General features: G+C 67.1%; 12 protein-coding genes and 1 pseudogene. 6 read left to right on the top strand and 7 right to left on the bottom strand.

The window, feature by feature from the left end; all coding sequences use genetic code 11:
• Positions 1–72: 72 nt before the first annotated feature.
• Entirely contained in the window at positions 73–510 is a 438-nt protein-coding gene (locus tag HNP48_RS33065) for a CBS domain-containing protein (protein WP_184865463.1), read from the bottom strand.
• Positions 511–708: 198 nt separating this feature from the next.
• Between HNP48_RS33065 and HNP48_RS33060 the strand changes: the two genes are divergently transcribed.
• From HNP48_RS33060 to HNP48_RS33050, 3 genes are read left to right on the top strand one after another with little or no spacing between them, the layout of a single operon-like run.
• Positions 709–927 carry a hypothetical protein gene (locus HNP48_RS33060; RefSeq protein ID WP_184865462.1) on the top strand — a complete coding sequence of 73 codons (219 nt, stop codon included), beginning with the start codon at positions 709–711 and terminating at the stop codon, positions 925–927.
• A gap of 28 nt (positions 928–955) precedes the next feature.
• On the top strand, positions 956–1,249 hold the full coding sequence (locus HNP48_RS33055; RefSeq protein ID WP_184865461.1) for a DUF4148 domain-containing protein: 294 nt from the start codon (positions 956–958) through the stop codon (positions 1,247–1,249).
• A 56-nt stretch (positions 1,250–1,305) separates the two neighbouring features.
• The gene (locus HNP48_RS33050; RefSeq protein WP_184865460.1) at positions 1,306–1,599 is read left to right on the top strand and encodes a DUF4148 domain-containing protein; all 294 of its coding nucleotides are present in this window, start codon (positions 1,306–1,308) and stop codon (positions 1,597–1,599) included.
• Positions 1,600–1,691: 92 nt separating this feature from the next.
• On the opposite strand, the gene HNP48_RS33045 is transcribed toward HNP48_RS33050, so the two are convergent.
• Genes HNP48_RS33045 through HNP48_RS33030 form a run of 4 tightly spaced genes read right to left on the bottom strand, consistent with a single transcriptional unit; the run spans position 1,692 to position 5,084 of the window.
• Positions 1,692–2,705: a TRAP transporter substrate-binding protein gene (locus HNP48_RS33045; RefSeq protein ID WP_184865458.1), complete on the bottom strand. Its 1,014-nt coding sequence runs from the start codon at positions 2,703–2,705 to the stop codon at positions 1,692–1,694.
• Between the two features lie 59 nt (positions 2,706–2,764).
• Positions 2,765–4,060 carry a TRAP transporter large permease gene (locus HNP48_RS33040; protein ID WP_184865483.1) on the bottom strand — a complete coding sequence of 432 codons (1,296 nt, stop codon included), beginning with the start codon at positions 4,058–4,060 and terminating at the stop codon, positions 2,765–2,767.
• 5 nt (positions 4,061–4,065) lie between these two features.
• Positions 4,066–4,596 carry a TRAP transporter small permease gene (locus tag HNP48_RS33035; protein ID WP_184865457.1) on the bottom strand — a complete coding sequence of 177 codons (531 nt, stop codon included), beginning with the start codon at positions 4,594–4,596 and terminating at the stop codon, positions 4,066–4,068.
• Complete coding sequence (locus tag HNP48_RS33030; protein ID WP_184865481.1) at positions 4,593–5,084, bottom strand: gluconokinase; 492 nt, start codon at positions 5,082–5,084, stop codon at positions 4,593–4,595. The genes HNP48_RS33035 and HNP48_RS33030 overlap by 4 nt, the downstream gene beginning before the upstream one ends.
• 203 nt (positions 5,085–5,287) lie before the next feature.
• Between HNP48_RS33030 and HNP48_RS33025 the strand changes: the two genes are divergently transcribed.
• Entirely contained in the window at positions 5,288–6,313 is a 1,026-nt protein-coding gene (locus tag HNP48_RS33025; protein WP_184865455.1) for a LacI family DNA-binding transcriptional regulator, read from the top strand.
• A 156-nt stretch (positions 6,314–6,469) separates the two neighbouring features.
• Here the strand turns inward: HNP48_RS33025 and HNP48_RS33020 are convergent, their stop codons facing one another.
• Positions 6,470–8,116 carry a methyl-accepting chemotaxis protein gene (locus HNP48_RS33020; RefSeq protein WP_184865453.1) on the bottom strand — a complete coding sequence of 549 codons (1,647 nt, stop codon included), beginning with the start codon at positions 8,114–8,116 and terminating at the stop codon, positions 6,470–6,472.
• 554 nt (positions 8,117–8,670) lie between these two features.
• Here HNP48_RS33020 and HNP48_RS33015 point away from each other — a divergent pair.
• Entirely contained in the window at positions 8,671–9,885 is a 1,215-nt protein-coding gene (locus tag HNP48_RS33015; RefSeq protein ID WP_184865451.1) for a nitrate/nitrite transporter, read from the top strand.
• Between the two features lie 215 nt (positions 9,886–10,100).
• Here the strand turns inward: HNP48_RS33015 and HNP48_RS33010 are convergent, their stop codons facing one another.
• Positions 10,101–11,858 carry a bifunctional protein-serine/threonine kinase/phosphatase gene (locus HNP48_RS33010; RefSeq protein WP_184865449.1) on the bottom strand — a complete coding sequence of 586 codons (1,758 nt, stop codon included), beginning with the start codon at positions 11,856–11,858 and terminating at the stop codon, positions 10,101–10,103.
• Between the two features lie 367 nt (positions 11,859–12,225).
• On the opposite strand from HNP48_RS33010, the pseudogene HNP48_RS33005 reads away from it, so the two are divergent.
• Positions 12,226–13,437: pseudogene (locus HNP48_RS33005) on the top strand (NAD(P)/FAD-dependent oxidoreductase); the annotation flags it as partial.
• Between the last annotated feature and the right edge of the window lie 40 nt (positions 13,438–13,477).

Below are 13,477 nucleotides of genomic sequence, written 5' to 3'. Positions count from 1 at the left end.
GCCGCAAGGCGCGGCAGCAAGAACGCACGCCCAAGGCGCTGGCCGGTCCCGGTCAGCGCCTTTTTTTCAGGTTCAGTGCGTGCCAGTGATGTACTGCTCCAGCTGTTCGATGATGAATTTCTGCTCGGAGATGATGTCCTTGACCAAGTCACCGATGGAAATCATGCCCACGAGCTTGCCGTTGTCCACCACGGGCAGGTGGCGCAGGCGGCCGGTGCTCATGATCTGCATGCACTGCTCGCTCGACTGGTCGGGCCGCACGAAGCGCACGGCCGTGGTCATCACGTCGCGCGCCAGCGTGGCGGCCGAGGTGCGGCCCAGGAGCGCGATCTTTCGCGCATAGTCGCGCTCGGTGAAGATGCCCACGATGGCGTCACCCTCGGTGACCACCAGAGCCCCGATGCCCTTGTCGGCCATCAGTTGCAGGGCCGAGAGCACCGAGTCGGTGGGCCGGATGGTGTGCACGGTGGTGTCAGGCTTGGACTGAAGAATCTTGGCTACGACGGTCATGGAAACCTCCCTCTGAGAGACGTGGATCGGGCACAGGGCCATTTCAGCCCATCTGCCCGGCCAGTGCAACCGCTAAGCGTCACGCAAGCGGCCACTGATGTTTCTGCGCTGTTGCATTGCCCGGCGGTCGAAACAAATCGAAAAGAAACGAAACCGCGACGAGACCCCCGCTACGGGTTAACCCGGCACGATACACCCATGTTCAACGCGCTGGCTCTCTCGGGAACAAGCCTGCTGGACACCGCAGGAACTCTGTGGATTGTTTCTGATACCGGAACAGTTAATTGGCGACTGAGTGGTTTTTCATTGAACACCCCAGGCGTACAGTTCACTCCATCGATGAGCCGAACCCGCAAGGCGACTCACCGAACCCGGTTCAGCAGCTGGTTTGCATCGCAGCCGTTCCGGTTTTTTTGAGACGCTTTTTTATCCAAAGGAAATCATCATGAACACGACCGCACGCTTCCTCTCCATCGCCGCTGTTGCCGCTTTTGCATCGTTCGGTGCCCAGGCCGACGAAGCCGACGCTTCGCAATTCGCCACCAAGTACGACACCAGCCGCACCCGCGCCGAAGTGATGGCCGAAGCCTCTTCGATCGCCAAGACCCGCAGCCTGGAGCCCGCTGGCTCCCGCGTGGTGAGCTACAGCTCCACCGCCGACCGCGCTGCCGTGAGCGCCCAGGCCGCCAACGCCGTGCGCACCGGCCAGATCCCAGCCGGCGAAATCGGCTCGCTGTAAGCGCCCGCCTGAACCGTAGCACCCCATTTATTTATTGAATTCGATCGGAGATCACCATGAACACCACCGCACGCTTTCTTTCCATTGCCGCCGTTGCCGCTTTCGCCTCCTTTGGTGCCCAGGCCGATGAGGCCGACGCCTCCCAGTTCGCCACCAAGTACGACACCACCCGCACCCGCGCCGAAGTGATGGCCGAAGCTTCCAGCGTGGCCAAGACCCGCAGCCTGGAACCCGCCGGTTCGCGCGTCGTGACCTACACCTCGACGGCCGACCGCGCCGCCGTGCGTGCCGCAGCCGCCGAAGCCGTGCGCACGGGCCAGATCCCAGCGGGCGAAATCAGCGCGCTGTAATTGCCAAGGCGGCCGACCGCACGGCAGCCCCCGCAAAAAAGGCCGGAACCCCGCAAGGGGCTCCGGCCTTTTGCCATCGGCGCAGATGCGGCTTACTTGCGCGCGGCCGCCACGGCGCCCTGCACTTCCTTCCACAGGTCCTCGCCCACGTTGGCGGCGATGCTGGCGTTCACGGCGCCGAGCTTCTCGCGCATGCGGCCGGCTTCGGCCGCTGGCAGTTCGTTGACCTGCATGCCCTTGCCCTTGAGGTCGGCCAACGCCTTGGCGGCCTCGTCACGCGTGTCCTGGCGCTCGAAGTCGCGGCTCTTCTTGGCGGCATCGAGCAGCACCTTCTGCTCGGCCTTCGACAGGCCGTCCCAGTACTTCTTGCTGACCAGCACGATCCAGGGGCTGTAGACGTGGTTGGTCACGGTGAGGTACTTCTGCACCTCGTAGAACTTGCTCGACAGGATGGTGTTGTAGGGGTTCTCCTGGCCATCGACCGTGTTGGTCTCGAGCGCCGTGAACAGTTCCGAGAACGGCAGCGGCACGGCGTTGGCGCCCAGGGTCTTGAAGCTGTCGAGGAACACATTGTTCTGCATCACGCGCAGCTTGATGCCGCTCATGTCTTCGAGCTTGGCCACGGGGCGCTTGCTGTTGGTCAGGTTGCGGAAACCGTTCTCCCAGTACACCAGGCCCACGAGGCCCTTTTCCTGCAGCTTGTCCATCACCTTCTGGCCCACGGGGCCGTCGAGCACCACGTCGGCCTCCTTGGCGTTGTTGAACAGGAAGGGCGTGTCCCAGATCGCCATTTCCTTGGTGATGCCCACCAGCGTGGCCGTGGAGCCGACCATCATCTCCTGCGCGCCGCCGATGAGCGCCTGCTGCATCTGCAGATCGGTGCCGAGGGCGGCAGCGCCGATGGCACGCACCTTCATCTTGCCGCCCGAGGCCTTCTCGACCTCTTGCGCGAACAGCTTGGTGGCGCGGCCCTGGTTGGACACCTCGTTGAGGCCATAGCCGAAGCGGATGATGCGCGGCTTGAAGTCCTGGGCAGCGGCCTGGAACGAGGCGGCGAAGGCGGCCACCGACAGGGCGGCCAGCAGGGTACGGCGGAAAGTCTTCATGGTTGTCTCCATTGGCAGGGAAAGAAGAAAGGTCACGGGGAAGAAACGGGTAACGGGGGTCAACGCATCCAGTGCACCGGCATGGTCACGAGCTGCGGGAACACCACCAGCAGCGCCAGGATGAACACGTAGGTGAGCAGGAACGGGTTGACGCCCTTGATGACGCTGTGCATCGAGATGCGGCCCACGCCGGCCACCACGTTGAGCACGGTGCCCACGGGCGGGGTGATCAGGCCGATGGCGCCGTTGAGCACGAACATCAGGCCGAAGTAGACCGGGTCGATGCCGGCCTTGACGGCGATCGGCAGCATCACGGGCGCGAAGATCAGGATGGTGGGCGTGAGGTCCAGCGCGGTGCCGATGAGCACCAGCACCACCATCATCACCGCCATCAGCAGGCGCGGGTTCTCCACCAGCGGGCCGAGCCAGCCGGTCAGCACGGTGGGCAGGTCGGCCAGCGTGATCATGTAGCTGGCCACCTGGGCGCCGGCGCACAGGAACATCACGATGGCCGTGGTCTTGGCGGCGCGCACCAGCACGCCATAGATCTCGGGCACCTTCATCTCGCGGTGCACGAACAGGGCCACCGCCAGCGCGTAGAAGGCGGCCACCACGGCGGCCTCGGTGGGCGTGAACACGCCCGACTTCATGCCGCCGATGATGATCAGCGGCATGAGCATGGCCCAGAAGGCCTTGCGCGTGGCGTGCAGGCGCTCGCGCAGCGGCAGGGCGGGACGGCTGTCGGGCAGGTCGATGCCGCGCAGCACCCAGCGCCACGCGAAGATCAGGCCCACACCCATCATGAGGCCGGGCACGATGCCCGAGACGAACAGTGCCGAGATCGAGGTATTGGTCGTCACGCCGTAGATCACGAAGGGCATGGACGGCGGGATGATGGGCGCGATGATGCCGCCCGAGGCGATCAGCCCGGCCGAGGTGTTCATCGGGTAGCCCTGCTGGCGCATCATGGGCAAGAGAATGGTGGCCAGCGCCGCCGTATCGGCCAGGGCCGAGCCACTCATGCTGGCCATGAGCACTGCCGCGCCGATGGCCACGTAGCCCAGGCCGCCGCGGATGTGCCCCACCCAGGCCTGCGCCATGTCGATGATGCGCCGGCTGATGCCGCCGGAGTTCATGAGCTCGCCGGCCAGGATGAAGAAGGGCACGGCCAGCAGCGGGAAGCTGTCGACCCCGGCCACGAGGTTCTGGGCCAGCAGCTGGGTGTCGAAGAAATCGAGCACCCAGGCCATGCCGGCGCCGGTGAGCACCAGGGCCAGGCCCATGTTCATGCCGGTGCCCATGAACACCAGCATGCCCAGCGAAAAGACGATGAAAGCCTGCGCTTCGGGACCCATGTCCATCACTCCACTTCTGCGCCGTGACCCAGGTCCAGCGGCTTGCGTTGAATCAATTCGATGAAGGCCATCACCCCGATGGCCACGGCGCACAGGAAGGCCGGCAGCGGCAGCAGTGCGGCCGGGTAGGCCAGCACCACGGAGCGGCTGCCCATGCCCACGACGACCTGCTGCCAGGCACCCCAGGCCAGCATGGCGCAGGCCGCGATCACCAGCAGCCGGATCAGGGCACTGAGCAGGGCAAAGGCCAGTGGCCGCCGGGCCAGCAACCCGGCCAGGCTGGTGAAGGCCATGTGCTCGCCCGCCGGGTAGGCCGCGGCGGCGCCGATGAACACCATCCAGACGAAGAGCAGGCGCGAGAGTTCTTCGCTGGCCACGATGCCACTGCCAAAGCCGTAGCGCAGCACCACGTTGACGAAAACGGCCAGGGCCATCACGCCCAGGCAGCTGGCCATCAGCACCTGGGCCAGCTTTTCAAAAGGACCGGGGGCCTTGTCTGCGGGTGCGGGTTCGGCAGGGGAGCGATTGGCACTCATGGGGCGGTTTCCTCGTGGGCAGCAAGCCAGGCGCAGACCTGGTCCTGCAGGGTGGCAAGGGGCAGCAGCGCATCGAGGCGCAGCACGCCGGGCTCGCCCACGGGCGACTCCAGCGTGGCGAACTGGCTGTCCACCAGTGTCGTGGAAAAGAAGTGGGTGTTCACCCGGGCGGCCACGCGCTCGGCGGCATGGGCGCGGTCGATCTCCAGGAAGGCGAAGCGCACGCCTGGGCAGGCGGCGCGCAGGCGCTCGCGGTAGGCCTTCTTGAGGGCCGAGCAGGTGAGTACAGCGCCCCCGGCATGGCCTTGCAGCAGCTGGCCCAGCGTGGCCAGCCAGCCTTCGCGGTCGGCGTCGGTCAGGGCAATGCCCTGGCGCATCTTCTCGCGGCTGACCAGGCTGTGGTGGTCATCCCCTTCGATCAGGGGCAGGCCCTGGGCGTGGGCGACGGCGGCGCCCAGGCTGGACTTGCCGCAGCCGGCCACGCCCATGACCACGAGGAATACCGGTGACGGCGAACGGTTCATATGGTAGCGCTATCCAACAAGCTTCAAAAAAACATCCCTGCGGGATGGCGGTGAAAAAACGGGAATCCAAAGAGAAAATGACACACTAGCGCACGCGCTGGCTTGCTCTCGCCATTGGATAGCGCTATCCTAAATCCATCAGGCCATAACCATCCGAGGGAAAACCCTTGCCCAGACCCGAAACCCGGCGCCGCTCCAGCGGGCGCGTCACGCTCAGCCATGTTGCCGAGGCGGCCGGCGTGAGCCCCATCACCGCCTCGCGCGCGCTGCGCGGCGAGCGCGGCGTGGCCGACGAACTGGTGCAGCGCGTGAAGGCGGCGGCTACCCAACTGGGCTATGTGCCCGACCCTGCGGCCCGTGCCCTGGCTTCGCAGCGCAGCGTGCAGGTGCCGGTGCTCGTGCCCCTGCTGTCCAATGCGCTGTTCGTGGATGTGCTCGATGCCGTGCACCGCATCCTCTTTCCGCATGGCTACCAGGCCCTGATCGGCGTGACCCACTACGACCCCGACGAGGAGGAGCAGCTGCTGCGCACCTACCTCGCGCACCGGCCGGCCGGCCTGCTGGTCACGGGCTTCGACCGCACCGAATCAGCGCGCCAGATGATTGCCGCCAGCGGCGTGCCCTGCGTGCACCTGATGGAGATGACCTCGGCCCCCGGCGTCTATTGCGTGGGCTTTTCGCAGCAGGACGCGGGCCACCGCATCACCGCCCACCTGCTGGAACGCAGCCGCCGGCGCGTGGCCTTTGTCGCGGCGCAACTGGACCCGCGCACCATGCAGCGCGCCGAAGGCTACCGCCGCTGCCTCAAGGAAGTCGGTCTGTACGACCCCCAGTTGGAGTTGCTGAGCCCGCAGCCCTCGTCCATTCGCCTGGGGGCCGAGCTGTTCGAGCAGATGCTGCGCACCCAGCCCGACGTGGACGCGATCTTCTTTTGCAACGACGACCTGGCCCAGGGTGGCCTGCTGGCAGCCCAGCGCCTGGGCATCGCCGTGCCGGGCCGGGTGGCGGTGGCGGGCTTCAACGACCTGGCCGGCAGCGACCAGATGCTGCCCACGCTGACCACCGTGCGCACGCCGCGCTCCTCGATCGGCGAGGCCAGCGCGCGCATGCTGCTGGCCCTGATGCGCGGCGAGGCACTCGAGCACAACTCGGTGAACCTGGGGTTCGAGCTGACCGTGCGCGAAAGCACGTAAATAAAGCACCCCCTGAGGCGCTGCGCGCCTTCACCCCTCTCTCGAATCGCTGCGCGATTCGGGAGGGGGACGCTCCCAGCGCGGCGGGGCGGCCCTTGCGCGGGAGCACTGGCTTTCGGCCGCGCCAGTTTTGGAGGCAGGGACGAAATTTGCTGACTACGCGGATACCAATGCCCGTTGTGGCGACGACTTCATGGCTTTGCGCAGGGCGACCGCGTCCTGGGCCTGGGCGGGCGCCGAGGCATCGAGGCGGAACACCGCTACGGTCTCGGTGACGGACTGGGCCTGGCCTTGCAGCTCCATGGCCGAGGCCGCGTTCTCCTCCACCAGCGCGGCGTTCTGCTGCGTGATGGTGTCGAGCTGGGCCACGGCGGCATTGACCTGCGAGATGCCCGTGAGCTGCTCGTTGGAGGCGTTGTGGATCTCGCCGATCAGCGTGTTCACGCGGCGCACCAGCTCCAGCGATTCGCTCATGGTCTTTTGCGCCGTGTCGGTCTTCTGGTGGCCTTCCTCGACCTTGGTGGCCGAATCGTCGATGAGCTGGCGGATCTCCTTGGCGGCCGACAGCGTGCGGTGCGACAGGCTGCGCACCTCGGAGGCCACCACGGCGAAGCCGCGCCCCTGGTCGCCCGCGCGTGCGGCCTCCACGGCGGCATTGAGCGCCAGGATGTTGGTCTGGAAGGCGATGCTGTCGATGAGCTGCGTGATCTCGCCAATGCGGCCCGACGCGGTCTGGATCTGCTTCATGGTCTCGGCCACGCCATCGACCGCCTGGTTGCTGCGCTCGGCCACCGAGGTGGCCTGCGTGGCCAGCACCGTGGCCTGGCGCGCCGATTCGGCCGTGTGCTTGACGGTGCCGGTGATCTCCTCCATCGACGCCGCGGTCTGCTGCAGGTTGCTGGCCTGGTTCTCGGTGCGCGAGGACAGGTCCTGGTTGCCCTGCGCGATCTCGCGCGTGGAGACCTGCATGCGCTCGCTCTCCTGGCGCGCATCGCGCACGATGGACAAGAGGTTCACATTGAGCTGCGACAGTGCCTTCTGCAGGTTGCCCACCGTGTCGTCGCGCGAGACCTCGATCTTCTGCGTGAGGTCGCCCGCCGCCATGCGGTTGGCCCAGCCCAGCATCTGGAACAGCGGTGCCACCGTGGCACTGTGCAGGTACCAGGCCATGCCCATGGCCAGTGCCAGCACGCCCACCCAGGCCAGGGTGGAGCCGAACGAGAAATTGTGCCCGCCCAGGTCGGCCGCGCCCCAGGCCGCCAGCACCAGCACGGCCAGGCACATGCACATCTTGCCCAGCGGCCCGAGCTTGAACCGGGCCGCCAGGGCGCCCCAGGCGGTGTTGCGCACCAGGCGCCCGTTGCGCAGCACGTGCACCAGGCTGCCGCGCTCCTTCTCGGCCCGCATGGTGGCGTAGAGCCGGTCGGCCGCCTGGATCTGCTCGCGCGAGGCCTCGGTGCGCACCGACATGTAGCCTGTGGGGTGGTCACCCTGCATCAAGGGGGTGACGTTGGCCATCACCCAGTAGAAGCTGCCGTCCTTGCGCCGGTTCTTGACCGCGGCCGACCACGGGTGGCCGTTGCCTATGGTCTCCCACATGTCGCGGAAGGCCTCCTCGGGCATCTCCGGGTGGCGGATCATGTTGTGGGGCTGGCCCAGCAGTTCTTCCTTCTCGTAACCGCTGACCTCGATGAACATCGGGTTGCAGTAGAGGATGCGGCCCTTGAGATCGGTCGTGGAGACCAGGGTTTCGCCTTTGGGAAAAACGTACTCCTGGGTACTGACGGGCAGATTCACGCGCATTGGATTCCCTCCAAGGATGGCATCTCGTCCCCGCTGTCTTCGGCCGTGGAACCAGGCCCGGGGCCTGCAGCGGTCAAAACATCCTAGGAAGAAACCTCCGTTCGCGCAAACAACATTTGCGCAATGCGGCCATCCCCAGGCTGGTGCAGGCCTTGGTGCACTGCGCCGCACCCCAGGCTCGGGCTTCGCACCATGGCGGCCCACAGGCGCGCCGTGCAGTACAAATTTCATAGCAGGCAGTTCAATGGAATCAAGCACTTGGCGGTGAATCGCCTTGGCACCACGGCACGCACCATCATCTGGCACACGCCTTGCTTCGATCACGGTACGGCCGAAGTTGGCCGTTCGTGCAACCGGGTGCAAAGGCGCATCCGGCGAGCACAGGACGCAGGCGTCCCCATGGAGAGTCGTTGGCCCATCGGCCCGCGTGCTCCATGCGGACGCCTTTTTGTTTTTCCATTTTTCCGCAGCAAGCCACGGTACAGAGCCGCGCTGCGGGCAGATCGGTCCCCGCCGTCCCTGCCTGCCGACGCCCCTTTCCACGCGAGACATCCATGCTTCAATTTCGGGACTTCCTCAAATCCGGCCACGCCCCCACGCTGTGGTCCGCGTTCCTCTACTTCGCCTTTTCGTGCGCCGTATGGGTCATCAACGGTGCGATGGCGCCGTTCATCACCGAGAGCCTGAAACTCACCCCCACGCAGATGGGGATCATGCTGTCCATCCCGATCTTCGCCGGCGCGCTGATGCGCTTTCCGCTGGGCATCCTGGCACAGTACATCGGGCGCAAGAACGCCACGCTGGTGGAGATGGCCGGCATCTTCATCGCCATGGGCTATGGCTACCTGTTCGTCAACGACTACAACGACCTGCTGGCCATGGGCGTGCTGCTGGGTGTGGCCGGGGCCAGCTTCGGCGTGGCGCTGTCGCTGGGCTCGGGCTCCTTCCCGCCGCGCTACAAGGGCCTGGCCATGGGCATCGTGGGCGCCGGCAACGTGGGCACGGCCGTGTCCGCGCTGCTGGCCCCGGTGCTGGCACAGAAGTTCGGCTGGCAATCGGTCTATGGCTTCGCCGCCGTGAGCGTGGCCGTACCGGCCCTGGTGATGGCCATCTACGCCAAGGAGCCGCCCGACCGCGCGCCCCACTCGTCCTTCCGCGAGCACATCGCCTGCCTGTTCGAGAAGGACGGCTGGGCCTTCAGCCTGATCTATGCCGTGACCTTCGGCGGCTTCATCGGCCTCATCGCCTTCATGCCCACCTACTTCTACGACCAGTTCGGCGTGAGCAAGGTGCAGGCCGGCCAGCTGACCATGATGGCCGCCTTTCTCGGCGCTGCGCTGCGGATCTTCGGCGGCTGGCTGTCGGACCTGTGGGGCGGTGTGAACACGCTCACGGGCGTGCTGGCCATCACCACCGTGTGCCTGGTGCTGTGCGGCCTGGCCGAGAAGTCGCTGCCAGTGACCATGCTGCTGTTCCTGGTGTGCTTCGCCGCACTGGGCGCGGGCAACGGCGCCCTGTTCCAGCTGGTGCCCCTGCGCTGGCCCCTGTCCACGGCCGTGGCCGGCTCCATGATCGGCGAGATCGGCGCCTTGGGCGGCGGCCTCATCCCCAACGCCATGGGCCTGTCGCGCCAGTACAGCGGCAGCTACCTCTGGGGCTTTGTCTCCATCGCCGTCTGCGCTGCGGCCATGCTGGTGCTGCTGCGCGTGATGCAGATCCGCTGGACGCGCACGTGGGCGGAAAAGGGCGGTCGGGCGCGCAGCGCCTGAGCTGGCGTCAGCCAGCCAACGCGCAGCGTTGCCAGCACTTTCACCAGAAGGGGGGCCGCGCGCGCAGCGCGTGACCGGCACAGCCGGTAAGCGCGACAGCGCTTGCCCCGCTTCCAGCGAAAGAGAGGGTGGCGCGCAGCGCCTGAGTTGGCGCACGCCAACCAACGCGCAGCGTTGCCCTCGCTTTCGCTAAAAGGGTGATCGCACGCGCAAGCTCATCTCGGCAAAAACAACACCCAATACACCAGCAACAGATTCACCAGCACGCTCACCGCCAGCGCGATCTTCCAGATGGCCGTGGCGTCGCGCTGCATCAGCGGTGCCTGCGGTGCGTGGGCATGCAGGGGCCTGGAGGCCCCGCGCTCCAGCGCCAGCAGCAGCTCCTCGGCTGTCTCGAAACGCTGGGCGCGGTGCCGCGCCACCGCCTTGAGGGCGATCTGGTCGAGCCAGATCGGCACCTCGGGGTTGTGGCGGCTGGGCGCCACGGGGTCGCGGTGGTAGCGCCCGATCTGGTAGGGCACGACCTCGCCATAGGGCAGTCGGCCGTGGCTGAGCAACTGGTACAGGGTCACGCCCAGCGCGAACAGATCGCTGCCGGCATCGGGCAGCCGACCGGTCTCGCCATCGGCGCTGCGCTCATAGCCCGGCCATTGCTCGGGGTTCATGTAGCTCGGCGTGCCGGCGTGCAGCAGCCGCGTGGCCTCGGGCTCGCGCCCGCTCAGAGCCACGCCCAGGTCGAGCACGCGCAGCACGCCATCGTCCCCCAGGTGCAGGTTGTCGGGCTTGATGTCCCGGTGCACCACGCCCTGGCGGTGCAGCAGGCCGAGCACGCGCACGGCCTGGGTGAGCACGCCCACGGTGCGGGCCACGCCAAAGGGCTGGCGCCGGCGCAGCTGCTGGCCCAGGGTCTCGCCGCGGTGCCAGTCGTAGAGCAGGTAAAAGAAGCTGCTGCCAGCCCCCGAAGCCGGGGCAGGCCAGTCGTTGAGGCAGGCCAGGTGGGCCGCGGCACTGCCCGACTGCATGCGCCGCGCCACCCAGGCCTCGTGCGCCAGCGTGGCGCGCTCCTCGCCATCGTGGGCGCGCTGGGGGTTCAAGGTCTTGAGCGCATACAGACGCTGGGTGGCGGGGTCGCGCACCTGGTAGATGCGGTGGATGCCGCTGTCAGCCACCAGCGCCGTGACCACCAGGCCATCGACCGCATCGCCCACCTTGAGCAGGGGCAGCACCGGCAGCTCCTGCGCACGCCGCGATTCGTCCTGCAGGGTGGCTTCGAGCACGCCGCGCACCTGCACGGCCATGGCGGTCACGTTGTCGCTGCTGCCGCGGCGCAGCGCCGTGCGCACCAGTTCCTCGCACAAGGCCTGCGGCGCCAGGCCCTGGCGCATCAGGCTGCGCAACTCACGCTCGGGCAGGCTGCCGTGCACGCCGTCGGACGCCAGCAGGAACAGATCGCCACTCTGCAACTCACCCTGGCTGTAGTCCACCACCACATGGTCGTCCAGCCCCAGGGCACGCGTGAGCTGGTGCGCCAGGTCGCGCTGCGCGATCACATGGTCGGCCGTGAGCTGCTGCAGCCTTCCGTTGCGCAGCAGGTAGGCCCGCGTATCCCCCACATGGGCCACGGTATAGGACTGGCCGCGCAGCACGATGGCGGTGAGCGTGGTCAGGCCCACGGCAGGCTGGCGCCGCCGGTTCATGGCCGCCAGCCAGGCGTTGTGCGCACTGAGGATGCGGTCCAGCGCCACCGTGGTGTCCCAGGTCTCGGGCGTGGCGAAGTAGTCGGACAGCAGCGTGCGCACCGTGGTCTGCGCCGCCTCGCGCCCATTGCCGCCCGCACTCACACCATCGGCCAGGGCAGCGACCGCGCCGCGCGCATGGTCGCGCCCCTGGCCCTCGACCAGGGCAGCAAAGTCTTCGTTGCCCTCCTTGCGCCCGGCCTGCGAGACGCAGCCGAAATCCAGTTCAAAACTCATGCACCACAGGCAAGCATCTTTCATGCCCAAGCTGGTGCACACCAGCACCCCAGCAAGACAGCCCGGCCCCGATAGCCCCAGGATGGTGCAGCGCAACATGGTGCACCGGGCACCACCCTGGGGCCGCCCCCAGCGATGACCGGCAGGCCTGGCGCGCCCCGCAACGGGGCACTCGGCTGGCACATCCATTGCTTATTTGCAGGCACGGCCCGCAAGGGCCCCGCGGGCCCCCGGTGCAATGGCGCACCCCGGCCTGCAAGGACGAAGGCGTCCCCACCTGCGGTATCGAGCGGTTTTCTCGGTGCAGCACGGTGTGGACGCCTTTTTTGTTTGTTTGTGTTTTTGACAGGTGCTGTGGGGGGCTGCGATGAAAAAATCCAGGCTGGTGATGGTGGGCAACGGCATGGCCGGCGTGCGCACGCTGGAAGAGCTGCTCAAGATCGCCCCCGACCTCTACGACATCACGGTGTTCGGCGCCGAGCCGCACCCCAACTACAACCGCATCCTGCTGTCGCCGGTGCTCGCAGGCGAGCAGACCATCGACGAGATCATCCTCAACGACTGGTCCTGGTACGAAGAGCACCAGATCACGCTGCATGCGGGCTTCACCGTGACCGAGGTGGACCGCGTGCGCCGCATCGTGCACGCCACCAGCGCCACCGGCGAGACCATCAGCACCGAGTACGACCGCCTGATCCTGGCCACGGGCTCCAACCCCTTCATCCTGCCCGTGCCAGGCAAGGACCTCGACGGCGTGCTGGCCTACCGCGACATCGCCGACACCGAGGCCATGATCGCCGCTGCGGCCACCTACCGCCATGCCGTGGTCATCGGCGGCGGCCTGCTGGGCCTGGAAGTGGCCAACGGCCTGGTCAAGCGCGGCATGCAGGTGAGCGTGGTGCATGTGGGCAACACGCTCATGGAGCGCCAGCTCGACGAGGTGGCGGGCGGCATGCTGCAGCAGTCGCTGCAGGAGCGCGGCATGCAGTTCCTGCTCAATGCCCAGACCGCGGAGCTGGTGGGCGGGCCCGAGGGCCGCGTGACCGCGGTGAAGTTCAAGGACGGCAGCGAAGTGCCGGCCGACCTGGTGGTGATGGCCGTGGGCATACGCCCCAACACGGCGCTGGCCGAGAAGATGCGCCTGCACGTGAACCGGGGCATCGTGGTCAGCGACACGCTGCAGACCATCACCGACGCGCGCATCTACGCGGTGGGCGAGTGCGCCGCGCACCGCGGCATCGCCTATGGCCTGGTGGCGCCGCTGTTCGAGCAGGGCAAGGTGCTGGCCAACCACCTGGCCGAGATGGGCATCGACCGCTACCAGGGCTCGCTCACCTCCACCAAGCTCAAGGTGACGGGCATCGACCTGTTCAGCGCCGGGGATTTCCAGGGCGGCGAGGGCACCGAGGAGATCGTCATGAGCGACCCGGTGACCGGCTCGTACAAGAAGCTGGTGATCAAGGACGACAAGCTCGTGGGCGCCTGCCTCTATGGCGACACGGTGGACGGCAGCTGGTACTTCGAGCTGCTGCGCGAAGGCCGCACGGTGGACGAGATCCGCGACCAGCTGATGTTCGGCCCGGCCGCCACGGAATGAGCAGCTCGGCAACACGACGAAC

This window comes from Acidovorax soli (genome assembly GCF_014207955.1).
GTDB lineage: Bacteria > Pseudomonadota > Gammaproteobacteria > Burkholderiales > Burkholderiaceae_C > Acidovorax > Acidovorax soli_A.
The sequence above is the reverse complement of the archived record's forward strand: the minus strand, read 5'-3'. Positions and strand labels throughout refer to the sequence as shown.

What these genes read in the sequence shown, in the direction of transcription:
- HNP48_RS33065 (WP_184865463.1), bottom strand. Translation starts at nt 510, where the DNA reads ATGACCGTCGTAGCCAAGATTCTTCAGTCCAAGCCTGACACCACCGTG.
- HNP48_RS33060 (WP_184865462.1), top strand. Translation starts at nt 709, where the DNA reads ATGTTCAACGCGCTGGCTCTCTCGGGAACAAGCCTGCTGGACACCGCA.
- HNP48_RS33055 (WP_184865461.1), top strand. Translation starts at nt 956, where the DNA reads ATGAACACGACCGCACGCTTCCTCTCCATCGCCGCTGTTGCCGCTTTT.
- HNP48_RS33050 (WP_184865460.1), top strand. Translation starts at nt 1,306, where the DNA reads ATGAACACCACCGCACGCTTTCTTTCCATTGCCGCCGTTGCCGCTTTC.
- HNP48_RS33045 (WP_184865458.1), bottom strand. Translation starts at nt 2,705, where the DNA reads ATGAAGACTTTCCGCCGTACCCTGCTGGCCGCCCTGTCGGTGGCCGCC.
- HNP48_RS33040 (WP_184865483.1), bottom strand. Translation starts at nt 4,060, where the DNA reads ATGGGTCCCGAAGCGCAGGCTTTCATCGTCTTTTCGCTGGGCATGCTG.
- HNP48_RS33035 (WP_184865457.1), bottom strand. Translation starts at nt 4,596, where the DNA reads ATGAGTGCCAATCGCTCCCCTGCCGAACCCGCACCCGCAGACAAGGCC.
- HNP48_RS33030 (WP_184865481.1), bottom strand. Translation starts at nt 5,084, where the DNA reads ATGGGCGTGGCCGGCTGCGGCAAGTCCAGCCTGGGCGCCGCCGTCGCC.
- HNP48_RS33020 (WP_184865453.1), bottom strand. Translation starts at nt 8,116, where the DNA reads ATGCGCGTGAATCTGCCCGTCAGTACCCAGGAGTACGTTTTTCCCAAA.
- HNP48_RS33015 (WP_184865451.1), top strand. Translation starts at nt 8,671, where the DNA reads ATGCTTCAATTTCGGGACTTCCTCAAATCCGGCCACGCCCCCACGCTG.
- HNP48_RS33010 (WP_184865449.1), bottom strand. Translation starts at nt 11,858, where the DNA reads ATGAGTTTTGAACTGGATTTCGGCTGCGTCTCGCAGGCCGGGCGCAAG.